The following is a 17,725-nucleotide window of genomic DNA, read 5'->3' as shown; positions in this document are numbered from 1 at the left end:
GTCACCCGAACGGGTGGACCTGGGACCGGGGAGGCACGCGAGTGCCTCCCCGGTTCGTTGCTGCGGTGTGAGCGAGAAGAACCAAGAGGGAAAAAGGGCCGCGCGAGACCGGCTGATCCAGCAGCGTGAGCAGCTGAAGGCGCGAGAGCGCCGTCGCCGCACGCTGATCGTCTCGACCGCCGTGGTGGGTGTCCTCGCCCTGGCCGCCGTCGTCGGCGTGATCGCCGCCAACAGCGGCGGAAAGGGCAGCAAGGACAAGGCGTCGGGTCCCGCCGTCGCACCGTCGGGCGCGACCGGCAAGGACAGCCTCGCCATCCAGGTGGGAGCGGACGAAGCCCCGTCCACGCTCACGATCTGGGAGGACTTCCGCTGCCCCGTCTGCGCCCAGTTCGAGAACGCGTTCCGGGACACGATCCACCAGCTGGAGCAGAGCAAGCAGCTCAAGGTCGAATACCACCTCGCCACCCTGATCGACGGAAACCTCGGCGGCAGCGGCTCCCTCAAGGCGGCCAACGCGGCGGCCTGCGCCCAGGACGTGGGCAAGTTCTCCGCGTACCACGACATCCTGTACCGCAATCAGCCGCAGGAGGCCGACGACGCCTTCGGCGACAACAGCAAGCTGATCGACCTGTCCAAGAAGGTCGACGGGCTCGACACGCCCGCCTTCCGCAGCTGTGTCGACGACGGCACGCACGACAGCTGGGTCCAGAAGTCCGACAAGGCCTTCCGCGACGGCGGCTTCCAGGGCACGCCGACGGCGCTGCTCAACGGTCAGTCGATCTTCCCCAAGAAGGGGAACGAGCCGATCACCGTCGCCAACCTGAAGAAGTGGGTCGCCGAGGCCAACAAGGGCAAGGGGAAAGGCACGGCCACCCCCGCCCCGTCGGGATCCTGATCGGCGGATTCCTGGGGAATCGATGACCGGCTCGTTACCCAGAAGTTGTCGGGCGGGTTGCCGCACCTCCCGCCCGGCAAGGTAGCGTCGACCCTGTCATGGACCTTGCCTACATTCCCAGCCCGTCGACCGGCGTGATCGATCTCGGCCCGATCCCGCTTCGCGGCTACGCGTTCTGCATCATCATCGGTGTGTTTGTCGCCGTCTGGCTCGGCAACAAGCGCTGGATCGCCCGAGGGGGCAGAGCCGGCACGGTTGCCGACATCGCCGTCTGGGCGGTGCCCTTCGGCCTCGTCGGCGGGAGGCTCTACCACGTCATCACCGACTACCAGCTGTACTTCAGCGACGGTGAGGACTGGGTCGACGCCTTCAAGATCTGGCAGGGCGGCCTCGGGATCTGGGGTGCGATCGCGCTCGGCGCTGTGGGTGCCTGGATCGGCTGCCGCCGCCGGGGGATCCCGCTGCCCGCCTGGGCCGACGCGCTCGCTCCCGGTATCGCCGTGGCCCAGGCCTGCGGCCGCTGGGGCAACTGGTTCAACCAGGAGCTGTACGGCCGCGAGACCGACGTCCCGTGGGCGCTGAAGATCAGCGAGGGCCCCAACCGAGTGGCGGGCACGTACCACCCGACGTTCCTGTACGAGTCGCTGTGGTGCATCGGCGTGGCCCTCCTGGTGATCTGGGCGGACCGCCGGTTCAAGCTCGGACACGGGCGGGCGTTCGCGCTGTACGTCGCGTCCTACTGCGCCGGTCGCGCGTGGATCGAGTACATGCGCGTCGACGAGGCCCACCACATCCTGGGCCTGCGCCTGAACGTGTGGACCGCGCTGATCGTGTTCGTGCTGGCCGTCGTCTACATGGTGATCTCGGCGAAGGTACGGCCGGGCCGCGAGGAGATCGTCGAGCCGGGGGAGCCGGGGGAGCCGGGGGAGCCGAAGGCTCCTGACGCGGTGGAGGCCGAGGAAGCGAAGTCCGACGACGCGGAGGCCGGTGACGCGAAGTCCGAGGACGCGAAGTCCGAGGGCGCGGCGGTCGAGTCCGACGCCGCGGTGGAGTCCGACGCGTCGAAGACGGAGGATGCGGCGGAGACGGCCAAGGGCTGACGCCGCCACAACGACACCGAGGGGCCGCCGGACAACCCGGCGGCCCCTCGTGCGTGTGCGCCACGACCCCCGTCGCCGGGTGTCCTCAATCGCCGGACGGGCTTGGTTGCCGTCTGTGACCGGTTCTCCGCGGGCCGTGGTGTCCTCAATCGCCGGACGGGCTTGGATTTGCCGTCCCGTGACCGGTTCCCCGTCGCCGGGTGTCCTCAATCGCCGGACGGGCTTGGTTTTGCCGTCTGTGACCGGTTCTCCGCGGGCCGTGGTGTCCTCAATCGCCGGACGGGCTTGGATTTGCCGTCTGTGGCTGTGTTTCTGCGGGCCCCGGACCGGGGTGGAAATCAAGCCCGTCCGGCGATTGAGGACAAAAACGGGCCCGGGGTCAGCGTGGGCCGGATACCACCGTGCGCCCGGCCAGGGCCAGCGTGCGGTGGGCCGAGGCCACCACCGCCGCGTCCACGAAACGGCCGTCCGGCAGGGCCAGCGCACCCGCCTCCACGCGGGCCGCCTCGACGATCTCCTGCGCCGCCTCGATCTCCTGCGGTGTCGGCCGGAACGCCCGCTCGATCACCGGGAGCTGCCGGGGATGGATCGCCGCCCGGCCCAGGAACCCCAGCGCCCGGCCGTGCGCGCAGGAAGCCCACAGTCCGTCCAGGTCCCGGACGTCCGGGAACACCGACTGGGTCGGCGGGGCCAGCCCGGCCGCCCGGCACGCGACCACCGCCCGGCTGCGCGACCAGTCGAGCCCCGTGTCGTCGTGCACCCCGAGGTCGGCCCGGAGGTCCGCCTCGCCCAGCGCGATGGACCGGACCTGGGGATGGGCGGCGGCCACCGAGTACGCGTGCTCGATGCCGAGCGCCGACTCCAGCAGCGGGCAGAGCGCGACCCCGGGGGCCAGCGCCGCGAGGTGATGGACGGAGGCCGCGTGCGTGATCTTCGGTAGCCGCAGTTCCGCGAGGCCCGGCAGCCCGGCCAGGGCCGTGACGTCGGCCTCGGTGTGGACCCGGACGTGGAGCGGCGCCGCGCCGGCGTCCGCGGGTTCGGAGAGGAGCTCCGCGGTGGCCGCCCGCGCGTACTCCTTGCGGTCCGGGGCGACCGCGTCCTCCAGGTCCACGATGACCACGTCCGCCCCCGACGCACGGGCCTTGCGCACCACGTCCGGCCGGTCCCCGGGGACGTACAGCCAGGTGAGGGGGATCGTCGCGGTCACAGGACACGCTCCGCCCGCAGCGCCGAGATCTCCGCGCCGCTCAGCCCGAGCCCGGTGAGGATCTCCTCGGTGTCCGCGCCGTGCGGCCGTCCCGCCCAGCGGATCGCCCCCGGGGTCGCGGAGAGCCGGAACAGGACGTTCTGCATCCGCAGCGGTCCCAGCTCGGGGTCGTCGACCTCGGTGACGGAGTCCAGTGCCCGGTACTGCGGGTCCTCCATCACGTCGCGGATGTCGTGGATGGGCGCGATGGCGGCCTCCGCCTTCTCGAACGCGGAGATCGCGTCGTCCCTGGTGTGCCGGGCGATCCAGTTGCCGACCGCCTCGTCGAGCTCCTCGCAGTGCTCGGCGCGGGTGGTGCCCGAGCCGAACCACGGCTCGTCGATCAGCTCCGCCCGTCCCACCAGGCGCATCACCCGCTCCGCGATGGACTGCGCGGAGGTGGAGACGGCCACCCACTGATCGTCCGAGGTGCGGTAGGTGTTGCGCGGGGCGTTGTTGCGCGAACGGTTGCCGGTGCGCGGCTGGACGTAGCCGAGCTGGTCGTACCAGAGGGGCTGCGGGCCGAGCACAGTCAGGATCGGTTCGATGATCGCCAGGTCGACGACCTGCCCCTCACCGGTGCGTTCCCGCGCGGCCAGCGCGGTCGTCACCGCGAACGCCGTGGCGATCGCCGCGATCGAGTCGGCCAGCCCGAACGGAGGCAGCGTCGGCGGCCCGTCCGGCTCCCCGGTGATCGCCGCGAATCCGCTCATCGCCTCCGCGAGCGTCCCGAAACCGGGCCGGTGCGCGTACGGGCCGAACTGTCCGAAGCCGGTGACCCTGGCCAGCACCAGCCGGGGGTTGACGGCGTGCAGCTCCTCCCAGCCGAGCCCCCACCGCTCCAGCGTGCCCGGCCGGAAGTTCTCGATGATCACATCGGTGTCCGCGGCGAGCCGCAGCAGGATGTCGCGCCCACCGGCCCCGGACAGATCGAGGGTCATGGTGCGCTTGTTGCGGCCGAGCAGTTTCCACCACAGCCCGATGCCGTCCTTAGTGGGGCCGTGGCCCCGGGACGGGTCGGGGCGGCCCGGATGCTCGACCTTGATCACCTCGGCGCCGTAGTCACCGAGCATCGTGGCGCACAGCGGCCCGGCGAAGAGCGTGGCCAGGTCGATGACCCGCAGCCCGGTCAGCGGCGCTGCCGCGGGCCCGGTCATGCGGCGTCGATTTCGCTGCGGTACGGCATGGACGTCGAGGCGCCGGGCTTCTGCACGCAGAGCGCGGCGGCCGAAGAGGCCCAGGCGACGGCCTGCGGCACCGGCCGGCCCTCACCGATGGCCACCGCGAGCGCGCCGACGAAGGTGTCGCCGGCGCCCGTGGTGTCGACGGCGCTGACGTCGGGGGCGGGGAAGTGGACGGCGGTGCTGCCCCGGGCCGCGTACAGGCAGCCCTTCGAGCCGAGCGTGATGAGGACCGCCGGCACATGGCTGAGCAGGACCTCCGCCGCCGCGTGCGGTTCTGTGTGTCCGGACAGCTCGGCCGCCTCGTGCTCATTGGGGATCAGCAGGTCGACGCAGTCCAGGAGTTCGTCGGGCAGCTCCTGTACGGGCGACGGGGTGAGGAGCACGCGGACCCCCTGGGCGTGACCGGCCCGCGCCCCCTCGATCACGGCGGACAGCGGCAGCTCCAGCTGGAGCAGCAGCAGATCGGCTTCGGCGACGGCGGCGATCTCGCCCGGACCGAGCGCGGTGACGGCGCCGTTGGCGCCGGGGATGACGACGATGGCGTTGGAACCCTTGGCGTCCACCACGATGTGCGCGGTACCGCTGGGTCCCTCGGCGGTGTGCAGCAGATCGGTGTCGACGCCCGAGTGCTCCAGGTTCTCCCGCAGCCGGAGGCCGTACTCGTCGTTTCCGACGGCGCCGATCATCATCACGTCACCGCCGGCGCGGGCGGCGGCGACCGCCTGGTTGGCCCCCTTGCCGCCGGGCACGGTGCGGAACTCCCGTCCGGTGACGGTCTGTCCGCGCTCCGGGGCCCGCTCTGTGTAGGCCACGAGGTCCATATTGGTGCTGCCGAGCACCGCGACTCTGGTCATGGGCGGAGTACCTCCTGGTGGGTGAGCCGGTGGGTCAGCTCCGCGAGGGTGTCGAAGCCGACCGAGTCGAAACCGGGTACGGACGTGGCGAGACGGTTCTTCAGCGGTGTGGTCCACCGGTCGGGCAGTGCTTCTGGCCGCCCGGCCAGCAGTCCGGCGAGCGAACCGGCGGTCGCCCCGTTGGAGTCGGTGTCCCAGCCGCCGGACACCGCACGGCAGATGGAGCCGGAGAAGTCGCCGTCGGCGTGCGTGAGCGCGGCGGCGAGCAGCGCCGCGTTGGGCAGCACGTGCACCCAGTGGTAGTGGCCGTACAAGGAGTGGAGGCGGTCGACGACGCTGTCGAAGTCGGCGGCGCCATGGGCCGCCGCGACTCCGTCCCGTACCGCCCGTGCGAACCGCGATCTCGGTGGTACGACCCTGAGCCCGGTAGCCAGGCAGCCGTGCACGTCGGCCTCGCCGCCGGCCGCCTCCGCCAGGGCGGCGGCGGTGAACATGGCGCCGTACACCCCGTTCCCGGTGTGCGTGAGGACCGCGTCCCGGTGGGCCTGCTCCGCCGCGGCGGCCGGGTCGCCGGGGTGCGTCCAGCCGTGCACGTCGGCCCGGATCTGCGCACCGATCCACTCCCGGAACGGATTGCGGTAAGAGGCGGTGTCCGGCGGCTCGATTCCGTCCAGCAGATTGCGGTACGCGACCCGCTCCGCGGTGAACGTCCGGCCCGCCGGAAGCTCGTCCAGCCAGAGCCGGGCGAGGTCTGCGGTGGTGAACGAGCGGCCGTGGCGCCGGAGCAGCACCAGTGCGAGAAGGGGGTGGTTGAGGTCGTCGTCCTCCGGCATCCCGTCGATGTTCTCCGCGAGCGAGGTGGCCGCGGAGCGCCGGTTCCAGGGATAGGTGGCGGCCAGTTCAGGGGGCAGCCCCCTGGCGGTGAACCAGGTGGCCAGCGGCCAGTTCCCGGTGGCGCGGGCCAGTGCGCGGATGCCCTCCAACGGCAGCTTCTCGACCGGTTTCCCGAGCAGGCAGCCCGCCGCCCGTCCGAGCCAGGCCGCGTGCAGCCGTTCGCGGTCCACGCCGGACGGGCCCGTGCGGGGGAGCGGCCAGCGCGGGCAGGCGGCCCGGATCGCGTCCAGGCCGGTCGGCTCGTCGTCGGCCGACGGCGATTCCAGCAGGGCGAGTTCGTCCAGCAGCCGGCCGGCGACCGCGCGCAGTCCGGGTGGCGCGGGGTACTCGGAGGCGCCCGCCCGCTCCGGGGCGGGCGATCCGCCGGCCTCGTACCACCGGCGCTCGATGTCCCGGGCGTCCCGCCCGTCCTGCGCGGCCTGCCGCAGTTCGTGTCCGACCAGGTCCTCCGGCTGCACCCAGGTGGCCCGCACGGTGGTGGTCATGGCGTGCCGGCCAGCGCGGCGAAGGCGTTCTCATGGGCGCGGCGGCGGGCCGTGTCGTGTGCGAAGACCTCGCGGGCGACCTCGGCCAGGGTCCGGGCCGGGGCGTGCAGATCGAGGCGGCTGGCTCCGGCGACCGTGCTCACCCAGTCGGCGGGGATCGAGCCCTCGCCGTGCAGGGCGCCCGCGACGGCACCGCTCATGGTGGCGATCGAGTCGCAGTCCCGCCCGTAGTTGACGGAGCCCAGGACCGTACGCCGGTAGTCCCCGTCCCCGACGAGCAGCATGCCGAGTGCGACGGGGAGTTCCTCGATGGCGTGCAGCCGGGAGGGGCGGCGGGCACCGAGCGAGGGGGCGCGGTAGTCGGGCCCCACGGTGTCGAAGGGGGCGACGGCTTCCCGCAGCGGGGCGAGGGCGGATTCGAAGTCCCGGTACCCGACGGCCGTTTCGCAGACCGCGTCGATCGCCGCCCGGGTGCCGTCCTTGGCGAGCGACAGACACGTCTCGATGACGCTCGTGGGCGTCGCCCCCGGGACGCAGGCCGCGGCGACGGCGGCCGCGAACACTCCGGCCGCCTCCCTCCCGTACGAGGACTGGTGGGCGCCCGCGACATCCAGCGCCTCGGCGTAGGCGGCCTGCGGATGGGCGGCGTTCACCAGGCCGACCGGCGCCATGTACATCGCGGCACCGCAGTTGACGATGTTCCCGGAGCCCGCCTCGCGCGGGTCGACGTGGCCGTAGTGCAGCCGGGCGACGATCCACTTCTCGGCGAGGAAGACCCGCTGGAGCGGCAGCGCCTCCGCCTCCAGCTCCGGAATCCAGCGGGGGTTCGAGATCAGCTCCGGTACCAGGTGCTCCGCGACCGAGTACGCGTCGAGATGGCCGCGCACCTTGCCGTACACCCGGACCAGCGCATGGGTCATCAAGGTGTCGTCGGTGACGTGCCCGTCGCCCTTGTGGTACGGGGCGATGGGGCGGGCGGTCCGCCAGTCGTCGCCGTCCCAGGGGCCGACGACGCCGGTGATCCGCCCGCCGTGCCGGGCCACGATCTGCTCGGGGGGCCGTCCCTCGACCGGGCCGCCGAGCGCGTCACCGACGGCGGCGCCGACGAGCGCGCCCGCGATCCGTTCATCGAGCGTGAGCGCCGTGGGTGTCGTGGGCGGTGCGGACCTCGTGGGCGCCGGGGGCGCGGTGGATGTCATGTCCGAATTGTCCACCCGGGAGCGCCGGTTCCGTGTCTGCCAGCAGCCCGGCGAGTTCCAGCAGATCCGTGCCCGCGAAACGGGGCAGCGCGCACCCCGCGAGGGTGCGGCAGGCCTCGCGCCAGCCGTCCGGCACGGTGGCGATACCGCCGAGCGCGCCCGTCAGCGCGCCGGCCAGGGCCGGTGCCGAATCGGCGACCCGGGACAGGCAGGCGGCGGACGGTACGGCCTGCGCGATCTCGCCCCGGGCGGCGGTGGCCAGGGCGAGGGCGACCGGGACGGTCTCGGCCGCGGCGATCCCGTAGCTGTAGACGTGGTCCACGATCTGGTGCTCCAGCACCGGGACGAGGGCGAAGGCGCCGGCCGCCTCTCCGGCGAAGTCGCGGGCGATCCGGACCGCGTGGGCGGCGTTGCGGGCGATCTCGGTGCCTTCCGGGAGCTGGGCCAGCGCGGCGTTCACCGCCGTGTCCACGTCCGCCCCGTCGAGCGCCTGCGCGATCGCGGCGGCCATCGCCCGCGCGCCGTGCACCCCGTCGCCGTCCTGGGTGTAGCGCGCGTCGAACTCCGCGAGATCGGCCGCCGCCGCCGGATCGCCGGGGTGGACGACGGCCAGCACGGCGGCCCGCACACACGCCGCGTCGTCGAAGTAGTGCGGGTTGTCGTGGCCGGTGGCGGGCGGACGCAGCCCGGCGGCGAGGTTGCCGAGCCCGGCCCGTACCGAGATCCGGGCCCGCAACGGCAGGACCGCCGACTCGACCTCCGGCGCCCGTGCGGCGGCCGCGGCGACCTCGGCGGCCAGCGCGTTCCAGGCGACGTCCACCGCCGCCCGCATCCGGCGGCCGGGGGAGAGGCCGTGCAGCGGGCCCGCCGCCGAGGTCAGCACGGTCCCGGCCGCGAACGCCGCCCATTCGGCGTCGTCGGAGGGACCGAGCCGCAGCGGCTCAGGCGGCTGGTTGAGGGCGATGGGGACGGGCAGCGTGGTGGTCGCGTTCTGCTCGGCGAAGGTGTCCAGCTCGCGGGTGAGGCGCCGGGTCCACTCCGGCATCCGGGCCGCCCGGTGCCGCGCGGCCGGCCAGCCGGCGGCGTCCCCGGCGGCCAGCCCGAGGAGCAGCCCCTCGATCCGGGCGCGGCGGTCGGTGCCGGTCACGGGCGCACCGCCGGTGCGTCGTCGAGGATGTCGCGGAGGCCCCTCCCGGTGCCTTCACCGGGAGGGGGCGCCCCGCCGCCGGGTCCGGGGTCCTGGGGCCGTTGCCCGACCCGTTCGTCCGCCTCGGCGTCTGCCGGGGTGAGGAGTTCCGCGATGTCCAGGACGTGGTAGCCGCGCATCGAGGGCAGGCAGCTGCCCCGGACCGGGCCGATCGCCGCCGCCCAGTGCGCCGGAATGGCCCGGGCCCCGTGCAGCGCCCCGGCCAGCGCGCCCGCCACCGCGGCCGTGGTGTCGGCGTCGCGGCCCATGTTGACCGCGGTCAGCACCGCCGTACGGAAGTCGCCGCGCGCCGCGGCGAACGCCCCGAAGGCCAGCCCGACCGCCTCCGGCGCCAGGTCCGTCCACGGGTAGCCGCCGACGACCACGGCCGAGCGCACCGCGCGCTCCATCGTGAGCCGGTCCGGGTACGGGCGCTGGGCGGCGGTCACCGCGCGGCGCAGCGAACGCGCCGTCCAGGAGTCCATCGGTACGACGGAGAGCGCGGCGGCGATCACGGAGGTGACCCCGGACCCGGTCATGGCGGCCGCCACCCCGGCCGCCACCGCCTGGCCGCCGTAGATGCCCTCGCCCTCATGGCTGACCCGGCCGTCCACCGCGACCAGCCGGGCCGCCTCCGCGGGCCTGCCCGCCGCGAAGACGCCGAACGGTGCCGCCCGCATCGCCAGACCGTCGCTCCAGGCGTGCCGGTGCTGGGCGGAGATCGGGGCGGCGAGCCCCCGGCGCAGGTTCTCCAGCGTGCCGCGCTCGCTGAAACCGGCACCGCGGAACGGCCCCTCGTCCAGGTCCGCGATCCACAGCCGCCAGGCCCGTTCGACATGGGTCACGGTCAGCGCCGAACCGTGCCGGGCCAGCAGCAGCCCGGAGAAGATCGCGTACTCCGTGTCGTCGGTGCCCGCCGGATCGTCGCTCACGAAGCCCTCGATCCGGCCCCAGCGGCGGCGGATCTCGGAGGGCCGCATGTTCTCCGCCGGGGCGCCCAGCGCGTCGCCGACCGCGAGGCCCAGCAGCGACCCCCTGGCCCGGTCGGCCGGAGCGCCCCGGGCGGTGTCGCCGTGGACCGTTGCGCCCCGGACGGTTTCGCCGGGGCCCGGTTCGCCGGGGGCCGGCGCTCCTCGTACCGCGGCCCGCGCGCCGTCCGTCCGTGTGCCGCCCGTCCGCGGCGCTGCCGGATTTCCCGCCATCAGCTCCATCGCGTCGACCCTTCGCTCGTACCGAGCCAGTTCTCGTACCTGTGGGATCTGTGCCACGCGGAGCCGGGACAGAGGCCGGTAATCACCACAAAAGGGCCACTCGGATGACGGCCTTCGGACAGCAAGGCAAGCCGTACCTACCTGGTCACAGACAGTGGTAAGTACGGCCTGCCTTGCTGGCGGGGGCCGTTTTTCGTGCGTACTTTCGATGGTGTCGAACGGGGCCGGAGCGGTGAACACCGCTCCGGGAGAAGGGGAGAGCTGTGTCCATCATCGAGACCGACGCCGTACTGCACGAGGCGCACCGGGACAACCACACCCACCGCGATGTGAACGGTGGCTGGCTGCGGCCGGCGGTCTTCGGCGCCATGGACGGTCTCGTCTCGAACCTCGCCCTGATGACCGGCGTCGCGGGCGGTGATGTCTCGCACCGCACGATCGTGATCACCGGTCTTGCCGGACTGGCCGCCGGGGCCTTCTCGATGGCGGCCGGCGAGTACACCTCCGTCGCCTCGCAACGTGAGCTGGTGGAGGCCGAACTCGACGTCGAGCGGCGGGAGTTGCGCAAGCATCCGCTGGACGAGGAGCGGGAGCTCGCGGAGCTCTACGAGTCCCGGGGTGTCGACTCCGCTCTCGCCCGCGAGGTCGCCCGGCAGCTGTCGCGCGACCCGGAGCAGGCCCTGGAGATCCACGCCCGCGAGGAGCTCGGCATCGACCCGGGCGACCTGCCCTCGCCGCTCGTCGCCGCCGTCTCCTCCTTCGGAGCCTTCGCGCTGGGCGCCCTGCTGCCCCTGCTGCCGTACCTGCTCGGCGCGGACGCGCTGTGGCCGGCGGTGCTGCTGGCCCTTGTCGGGCTCTTCGGTTGCGGCGCGGTGGTCGCCCGGGTCACGGCCCGCAGCTGGTGGTTCAGCGGACTGCGGCAGCTGGTGCTCGGCGGCGCGGCGGCGGCGCTCACCTACGGCCTGGGCATGCTGTTCGGCGTCGCCGTCGGCGGCTGAGCCGCTGCTGCCGCTGGTGCGGGCCGGGACCGGAACCACGGTCCCGGCCCGTAACGTGTGCGTCATCCGTGTGACGTACGTCCTGATCAGCGCCACTGGGCGGAACGTGTTCACGCGACGTAAAATGAGACTCTATGCAGGGCTACACATAAGTAGTCGTTACCCGGCGGTTTCGTTTCCGCTTCCGCCGGGCATGAGCCGTAGACACCGCAGGCAACGACGCCTGCTCTCTGCGGTCTCCCGGGCGCCGATCCTCCGACTGCGACCCCCTCCACCGCCATCAGCGGTGTCCGTATGTTGGAACGAGCTATCCGCTTCTTGAGAAGCGTCCCATCATGTAATCTGCACGAAATTTCGCAGAGGGCCAGAGTCGTCCCTCGGCTGTTCATATGCCACGACGACGACGGGAGAGCCGATGCGCACCGACGCCTGGTCGCCCATGGACGGTCGCCCCGCCCAGCAGGGGATGTACGACCCCCGCAACGAGCACGACGCCTGTGGCGTCGGGTTCGTGGCCACTCTGACCGGTGTGGCCGGCCACGAGCTGGTAGAGCAGGCGCTGACCGTACTGCGCAATCTCGAACACCGCGGCGCCACCGGATCCGAGCCCGACTCCGGTGACGGAGCCGGAATCCTGCTCCAGGTACCGGACGCCTTCCTGCGCGCAGAGGTCCCCTTCGACCTCCCCGAGGCCGGTGCCTACGCCGTCGGCATCGCATTCCTGCCCGCGGACGACTCCACAGCGGCCGTCCGGGGCCTTGAGAAGATCGCCGCCGAAGAGGGCCTGAAGGTCCTCGGCTGGCGCGACGTCCCGGTCACCCCCGACATCCTCGGCAAGGGCGCCCGCGCCACCATGCCCGAGTTCCGGCAGCTCTTCGTCGCGGACGGCGAGAGCACCGGGATCGTCCTGGACCGCAAGGCCTTCGTGCTGCGCAAGCGCGCCGAGCGTGAGACCGGGGTCTACTTCCCGTCGCTCTCCGCCCGCACGATCGTCTACAAGGGAATGCTCACCACCGGGCAGCTGGAGCCGTTCTTCCCGGACCTCTCCGACGCCCGCTTCGCCACCACGGTCGCGCTGGTCCACTCGCGCTTCTCCACGAACACCTTCCCGAGCTGGCCGCTCGCCCACCCGTACCGCTTCGTCGCGCACAACGGCGAGATCAACACGGTCAAGGGCAACCGCAACTGGATGAAGGCCCGCGAGTCCCAGCTCGCCTCCAGCCTCTTCGGCACGGAGCAGCTGGACCGGATCTTCCCCGTCTGCACCCCGGACGCCTCCGACTCGGCCTCCTTCGACGAGGTCCTGGAGCTCCTCCACCTCGGCGGCCGCTCGCTGCCGCACTCGGTGCTGATGATGGTCCCCGAGGCATGGGAGAACCACGCCTCCATGGACCCGGCCAGGCGCGCCTTCTACCAGTACCACTCCACGATGATGGAGCCCTGGGACGGCCCGGCCTGCGTCACCTTCACCGACGGCGTCCAGGTCGGCGCGGTCCTCGACCGCAACGGACTGCGCCCCGGCCGCTACTGGGTCACCGACGACGGACTCGTCGTGCTCTCCTCCGAGGTCGGCGTCCTGGACATCGACCCCGCCAAGGTCGTCCGCAAGGGCCGCCTGCAGCCCGGCAAGATGTTCCTCGTCGACACCGCCGAGCACCGCATCATCGAGGACGACGAGATCAAGGCGTCCCTCGCCGCCGAGCAGCCCTACCAGGAGTGGCTGGAAACCGGCGAGATCGAGCTGGAGGACCTCCCCGAGCGGGAGCACATCGTCCACACGCACGCCTCCGTCACCCGCCGCCAGCAGACCTTCGGCTACACCGAGGAAGAGCTCCGCGTCATCCTCGCCCCGATGGCCCGCACCGCCGGCGAACCGCTCGGCTCCATGGGCACGGACTCCCCGATCGCCGCGCTGTCCGCCCGGCCCCGGCTGCTCTTCGACTACTTCACCCAGCTGTTCGCCCAGGTCACCAACCCGCCGCTGGACGCCATCCGCGAGGAGCTCGTCACCTCGCTGCGCTCCACGCTCGGCCCGGCCGGCAACATCCTGGAGCCGACCGCCGCGGCCTGCCGCAGCGTCACGCTCCCGTTCCCGGTGATCGACAACGACGAGCTGGCCAAGCTCATACACATCAACGCCGACGGCGACATGCCGGGCATGAAGGCCGCCACGCTCTCCGGCCTCTACCGGGTCGGCGGCGGCGGCGAGGCGCTGGCCGCACGGATCGAGGAGATCTGTACCGAGGTAGACGCCGCCATCGAGGACGGCGCCCGCCTGATCGTCCTGTCCGACCGGCACTCCGACGCCGAGCACGCACCGATCCCCTCGCTGCTGCTCACCTCGTCCGTCCACCACCACCTCATCCGCACCAAGCAGCGCACCCAGGTGGGCCTGCTGGTCGAGGCCGGTGACGTCCGCGAGGTCCACCACGTCGCGCTGCTGATCGGCTTCGGCGCCGCCGCGGTCAACCCGTACCTGGCCATGGAGTCCGTCGAGGACCTGGTCCGGGCCGGCACCTTCATCGAGGGCATCGAGGCCGAGCAGGCCATCCGCAACCTGATCTACGCACTGGGCAAGGGCGTCCTGAAGGTGATGTCCAAGATGGGCATCTCCACCGTCGCCTCCTACCGCGGCGCCCAGGTCTTCGAGGCCGTCGGCCTCGACCAGTCCTTCGTCGACCGGTACTTCAACGGCACCGCCACCAAGATCGGCGGCGCCGGACTCGACGTCGTCGCCAAGGAGGTCGCCGCCCGGCACGCCAAGGGCTACCCGGCCACCGGCATCTCCGCCTCGCACCGCGCGCTGGAGATCGGCGGCGAGTACCAGTGGCGCCGCGAGGGCGAACCGCACCTGTTCGACCCGGACACGGTCTTCCGCCTCCAGCACGCCACCCGCAACCGCCGCTACGACATCTTCAAGCAGTACACGGAGCGGGTGAACGAGCAGTCCGAGCGGCTGATGACGCTCCGCGGCCTGTTCGGCTTCACCTCGGACCGCGAGGCCATCGACATCGAAGAGGTCGAGTCCGTCTCGGAACTCGTCAAGCGCTTCTCCACCGGCGCCATGTCCTACGGCTCGATCTCCCGCGAGGCGCACGAGACCCTCGCCATCGCCATGAACCAGCTGGGCGGCAAGTCCAACACCGGCGAGGGCGGCGAGGACGCCGACCGGCTCTACGACCCGGCGCGCCGCTCCTCCATCAAGCAGGTCGCCTCCGGCCGCTTCGGCGTCACCAGCGAGTACCTGGTCAACGCGGACGACATCCAGATCAAGATGGCCCAGGGCGCCAAGCCCGGCGAGGGCGGCCAGCTGCCCGGCCACAAGGTCTACCCGTGGGTCGCCAAGACCCGGCACTCCACCCCCGGTGTCGGCCTGATCTCCCCGCCGCCGCACCACGACATCTACTCCATCGAGGACCTGGCCCAGCTGATCCACGACCTCAAGAACGCCAACCCGGCGGCCCGCATCCACGTGAAGCTGGTCTCCGAGGTCGGCGTCGGCACGGTCGCCGCCGGTGTGTCCAAGGCCCACGCGGACGTCGTCCTCATCTCCGGCCACGACGGCGGAACGGGCGCCTCCCCGCTGACCTCGCTGAAGCACGCGGGCGGCCCCTGGGAGCTCGGCCTCGCCGAGACCCAGCAGACGCTGCTGCTCAACGGCCTGCGCGACCGCATCGTCGTGCAGACCGACGGCCAGCTCAAGACCGGCCGCGACGTCGTCATCGCCGCACTGCTGGGCGCCGAGGAGTTCGGTTTCGCGACCGCGCCGCTCGTCGTCTCCGGCTGCGTCATGATGCGCGTCTGCCACCTGGACACCTGCCCCGTCGGCATCGCCACCCAGAACCCGGTCCTGCGGGACCGCTTCTCCGGCAAGGCCGAGTACATCGTCAACTTCTTCGAGTTCATCGCCCAGGAAGTCCGCGAGATCCTCGCCGAGCTCGGCTTCCGTTCGATCGAGGAGGCCGTCGGCCACGCCGAGCTGCTCGACACCGACCGGGCGATCACGCACTGGAAGGCCCAGGGCCTCGACCTCGCCCCGCTGTTCCACGTCCCCGAGCTGGCCGACGGCGCCGTCCGCCACCAGATCGCGGAGCAGGACCACGGACTGGACAAGGCACTGGACAACGAGCTGATCAAGCTCGCCGCCGACGCCCTGAAGGCCGACAGCGCAGAGGCCGCCCAGCCGGTCCGCGCGCAGATCGCGATCCGCAACATCAACCGGACCGTCGGCACCATGCTCGGCCACGAGGTCACGAAGAAGTTCGGCGGCGCGGGCCTGCCGGAGGACACCATCGACATCACCTTCACCGGCTCCGCGGGCCAGTCCTTCGGCGCCTTCCTCCCCGGCGGTGTGACCCTGCGCCTGGAGGGCGACGCCAACGACTACGTCGGCAAGGGCCTCTCCGGCGGCCGCGTCATCGTCCGCCCGGACCGGGGCGCGGACCACCTCGCCGAGTACTCCACCATCGCGGGCAACACCATCGCCTACGGCGCCACCGGCGGCGAACTGTTCCTGCGCGGCCGCACCGGCGAGCGCTTCTGCGTCCGCAACTCCGGCGCCACGGTCGTCTCCGAGGGCGTGGGCGACCACGGCTGCGAGTACATGACCGGCGGACACGCCGTCGTCCTCGGCGAGACCGGACGCAACTTCGCGGCCGGCATGTCGGGCGGCGTCGCCTACGTCATCGACCTCCAGCGCGACCACGTCAACGTCGGGAACCTCGGCGCGGTCGAGGAGCTCTCCGACACCGACAGGCAGTGGCTGCACGACGTCGTGCGCCGCCACCAGGAGGAGACCGGATCCACGGTCGCCGAGAAGCTCCTCGCCGAGTGGGAAACCGCCGTGACCCGCTTCAGCAAGATCATCCCGTCCACCTACAAGGCAGTGCTCGCCGCCAAGGACGCCGCTGAGCTCGCCGGTCTCTCCGAGCAGGAGACCACCGAGAAGATGATGGAGGCGGCGACCAATGGCTGACCCCAAGGGCTTCCTGACCACCGGCCGCGAGGTCGCCCAGACCCGCCCCGTGGATGAGCGCGTCAAGGACTGGAACGAGGTCTACGTTCCGGGCTCGCTGCTCCCGATCATCAGCAAGCAGGCCGGCCGTTGCATGGACTGCGGCATCCCGTTCTGCCACCAGGGCTGCCCGCTCGGAAACCTCATCCCCGAGTGGAACGACTACGCCTACCGCGAGGACTGGACCGCCGCGTCCGAGCGCCTGCACGCCACGAACAACTTCCCGGAGTTCACCGGGCGGCTCTGCCCCGCCCCGTGCGAGTCGGCGTGCGTGCTCGGCATCAACCAGCCGGCCGTCACCATCAAGAACGTCGAAGTCTCCATCATCGACCAGGCGTGGGACCGCGGCGACGTCACCCCGCAGCCGCCCGAGCGCCTCTCCGGCAAGACCGTGGCCGTCATCGGCTCCGGACCGGCCGGGCTCGCCGCCGCCCAGCAGCTGACCCGGGCCGGCCACACGGTCGCCGTCTACGAGCGCGCGGACCGCATCGGGGGCCTCCTGCGGTACGGCATCCCCGAGTTCAAGATGGAGAAGTCGCACATCAACCGCCGCATCGAGCAGATGCGCGCGGAGGGCACCAAGTTCCGCACCGAGGTCGAGGTCGGCACGGACGTCGACGCCGCCAAGCTGCGCCGCCGCTACGACGCCGTCGTCATCGCCGCGGGTGCCACCGTCTCCCGCGATCTGCCCGTACCGGGCCGCGAGCTGAACGGCGTGCACTTCGCGATGGAGTACCTGCCGCTCGCCAACAAGGTGCAGGAGGGCGACCTGACGGTCTCCCCGATCACCGCGGAGGGCAAGCACGTCGTCGTCATCGGCGGCGGCGACACCGGCGCCGACTGCGTCGGCACCGCCCACCGGCAGGGCGCGCTCTCCGTCACCCAGCTGGAGATCATGCCCCGGCCGGGCGAGGACCGGAACGCCAACCAGCCCTGGCCGACCTTCCCGATGCTCTACAAGGTCACCTCCGCGCACGAGGAGGGCGGCGAGCGGATCTACTCCGTCTCCACCACCCACTTCGAGGGCGACGAGAACGGCGACGTCCAGTCCCTCCACCTCATCGAGGTGGAGTTCAAGGACGGCAAGCTGGAGCAGAAGACCGGCACCGAGCGGGTCATCCCGGCGCAGCTGGTCACCCTCGCCATGGGCTTCACCGGCACCGACCAGGCCAACGGCCTCGTCCAGCAGTTCGGCCTGGAACTCGATGCCCGTGGCAACGTCGCCCGCGACGACCAGTACGCTACGAATGTCGACGGCGTGTTCGTCGCCGGTGACGCCGGCCGAGGCCAGTCCCTCATCGTGTGGGCCATCGCCGAGGGCCGCTCCGCGGCACGCGGCGTGGACCGCTTCCTCACCGGGGCCAGCGCACTGCCGGCCCCGATCCGCCCGACGGACCGTTCCATGATGGTCTGATCACGGCACACAGACGTCCCGTACAACGGCGTACGGAACTGAACG

The 17,725-nt window shown here is 72.0% G+C and carries 12 protein-coding genes; 5 read left to right on the top strand and 7 right to left on the bottom strand.

Annotated elements, in window-relative coordinates:
* Positions 1-67: 67 nt before the first annotated feature.
* Together OG892_RS09225 and lgt are read left to right on the top strand one after the other, a co-directional pair.
* A complete protein-coding gene (locus OG892_RS09225) occupies positions 68-895 on the top strand; it encodes a thioredoxin domain-containing protein (RefSeq protein ID WP_371628893.1) in 828 nt (275 codons plus the stop codon).
* A 98-nt stretch (positions 896-993) separates the two neighbouring features.
* Complete coding sequence (lgt, locus tag OG892_RS09220; RefSeq protein WP_371628892.1) at positions 994-1,995, top strand: prolipoprotein diacylglyceryl transferase; 1,002 nt, start codon at positions 994-996, stop codon at positions 1,993-1,995.
* 379 nt (positions 1,996-2,374) lie between these two features.
* Here lgt and OG892_RS09215 read toward each other — a convergent pair whose 3' ends face one another.
* Genes OG892_RS09215 through OG892_RS09185 form a run of 7 tightly spaced genes read right to left on the bottom strand, consistent with a single transcriptional unit; the run spans position 2,375 to position 10,254 of the window.
* Positions 2,375-3,202 (bottom strand): CoA ester lyase, encoded by an 828-nt coding sequence (locus OG892_RS09215; RefSeq protein WP_371628891.1) that lies wholly within the window; start codon positions 3,200-3,202, stop codon positions 2,375-2,377.
* Positions 3,199-4,398, bottom strand: a complete 1,200-nt coding sequence (locus OG892_RS09210) for a CoA transferase (RefSeq protein ID WP_327336427.1) — start codon at positions 4,396-4,398, stop codon at positions 3,199-3,201. The genes OG892_RS09215 and OG892_RS09210 overlap by 4 nt, the downstream gene beginning before the upstream one ends.
* On the bottom strand, positions 4,395-5,279 hold the full coding sequence (gene rbsK, locus OG892_RS09205; RefSeq protein ID WP_371628890.1) for a ribokinase: 885 nt from the start codon (positions 5,277-5,279) through the stop codon (positions 4,395-4,397). The genes OG892_RS09210 and rbsK overlap by 4 nt, the downstream gene beginning before the upstream one ends.
* Positions 5,276-6,658 (bottom strand): ADP-ribosylglycohydrolase family protein, encoded by a 1,383-nt coding sequence (locus OG892_RS09200; RefSeq protein WP_371628889.1) that lies wholly within the window; start codon positions 6,656-6,658, stop codon positions 5,276-5,278. Before OG892_RS09200 ends, rbsK begins: the two co-directional genes overlap by 4 nt.
* Complete coding sequence (locus OG892_RS09195; RefSeq protein WP_073735477.1) at positions 6,655-7,857, bottom strand: ADP-ribosylglycohydrolase family protein; 1,203 nt, start codon at positions 7,855-7,857, stop codon at positions 6,655-6,657. The genes OG892_RS09200 and OG892_RS09195 overlap by 4 nt, the downstream gene beginning before the upstream one ends.
* Complete coding sequence (locus tag OG892_RS09190; RefSeq protein WP_073735476.1) at positions 7,784-9,004, bottom strand: ADP-ribosylglycohydrolase family protein; 1,221 nt, start codon at positions 9,002-9,004, stop codon at positions 7,784-7,786. The genes OG892_RS09195 and OG892_RS09190 overlap by 74 nt, the downstream gene beginning before the upstream one ends.
* Positions 9,001-10,254 (bottom strand): ADP-ribosylglycohydrolase family protein, encoded by a 1,254-nt coding sequence (locus OG892_RS09185; RefSeq protein WP_371631602.1) that lies wholly within the window; start codon positions 10,252-10,254, stop codon positions 9,001-9,003. Before OG892_RS09185 ends, OG892_RS09190 begins: the two co-directional genes overlap by 4 nt.
* 263 nt (positions 10,255-10,517) lie before the next feature.
* Between OG892_RS09185 and OG892_RS09180 the strand changes: the two genes are divergently transcribed.
* The 3 genes from OG892_RS09180 to OG892_RS09170 all read left to right on the top strand — a co-directional run bounded on the left by OG892_RS09180 (position 10,518) and on the right by OG892_RS09170 (position 17,680).
* Complete coding sequence (locus tag OG892_RS09180) at positions 10,518-11,252, top strand: VIT1/CCC1 transporter family protein (RefSeq protein ID WP_073735475.1); 735 nt, start codon at positions 10,518-10,520, stop codon at positions 11,250-11,252.
* A 415-nt stretch (positions 11,253-11,667) separates the two neighbouring features.
* Entirely contained in the window at positions 11,668-16,227 is a 4,560-nt protein-coding gene (gltB, locus tag OG892_RS09175) for a glutamate synthase large subunit (protein WP_371628888.1), read from the top strand.
* Complete coding sequence (locus tag OG892_RS09170) at positions 16,220-17,680, top strand: glutamate synthase subunit beta (RefSeq protein WP_328867394.1); 1,461 nt, start codon at positions 16,220-16,222, stop codon at positions 17,678-17,680. Before gltB ends, OG892_RS09170 begins: the two co-directional genes overlap by 8 nt.
* Positions 17,681-17,725: the final 45 nt, after the last annotated feature.

The organism is Streptomyces sp. NBC_00341, assembly GCF_041435055.1.
Classification (GTDB): domain Bacteria; phylum Actinomycetota; class Actinomycetes; order Streptomycetales; family Streptomycetaceae; genus Streptomyces.
Note: the sequence above shows the minus strand (reverse complement) of the source record. Positions and strands in the feature narration are given on the sequence as shown.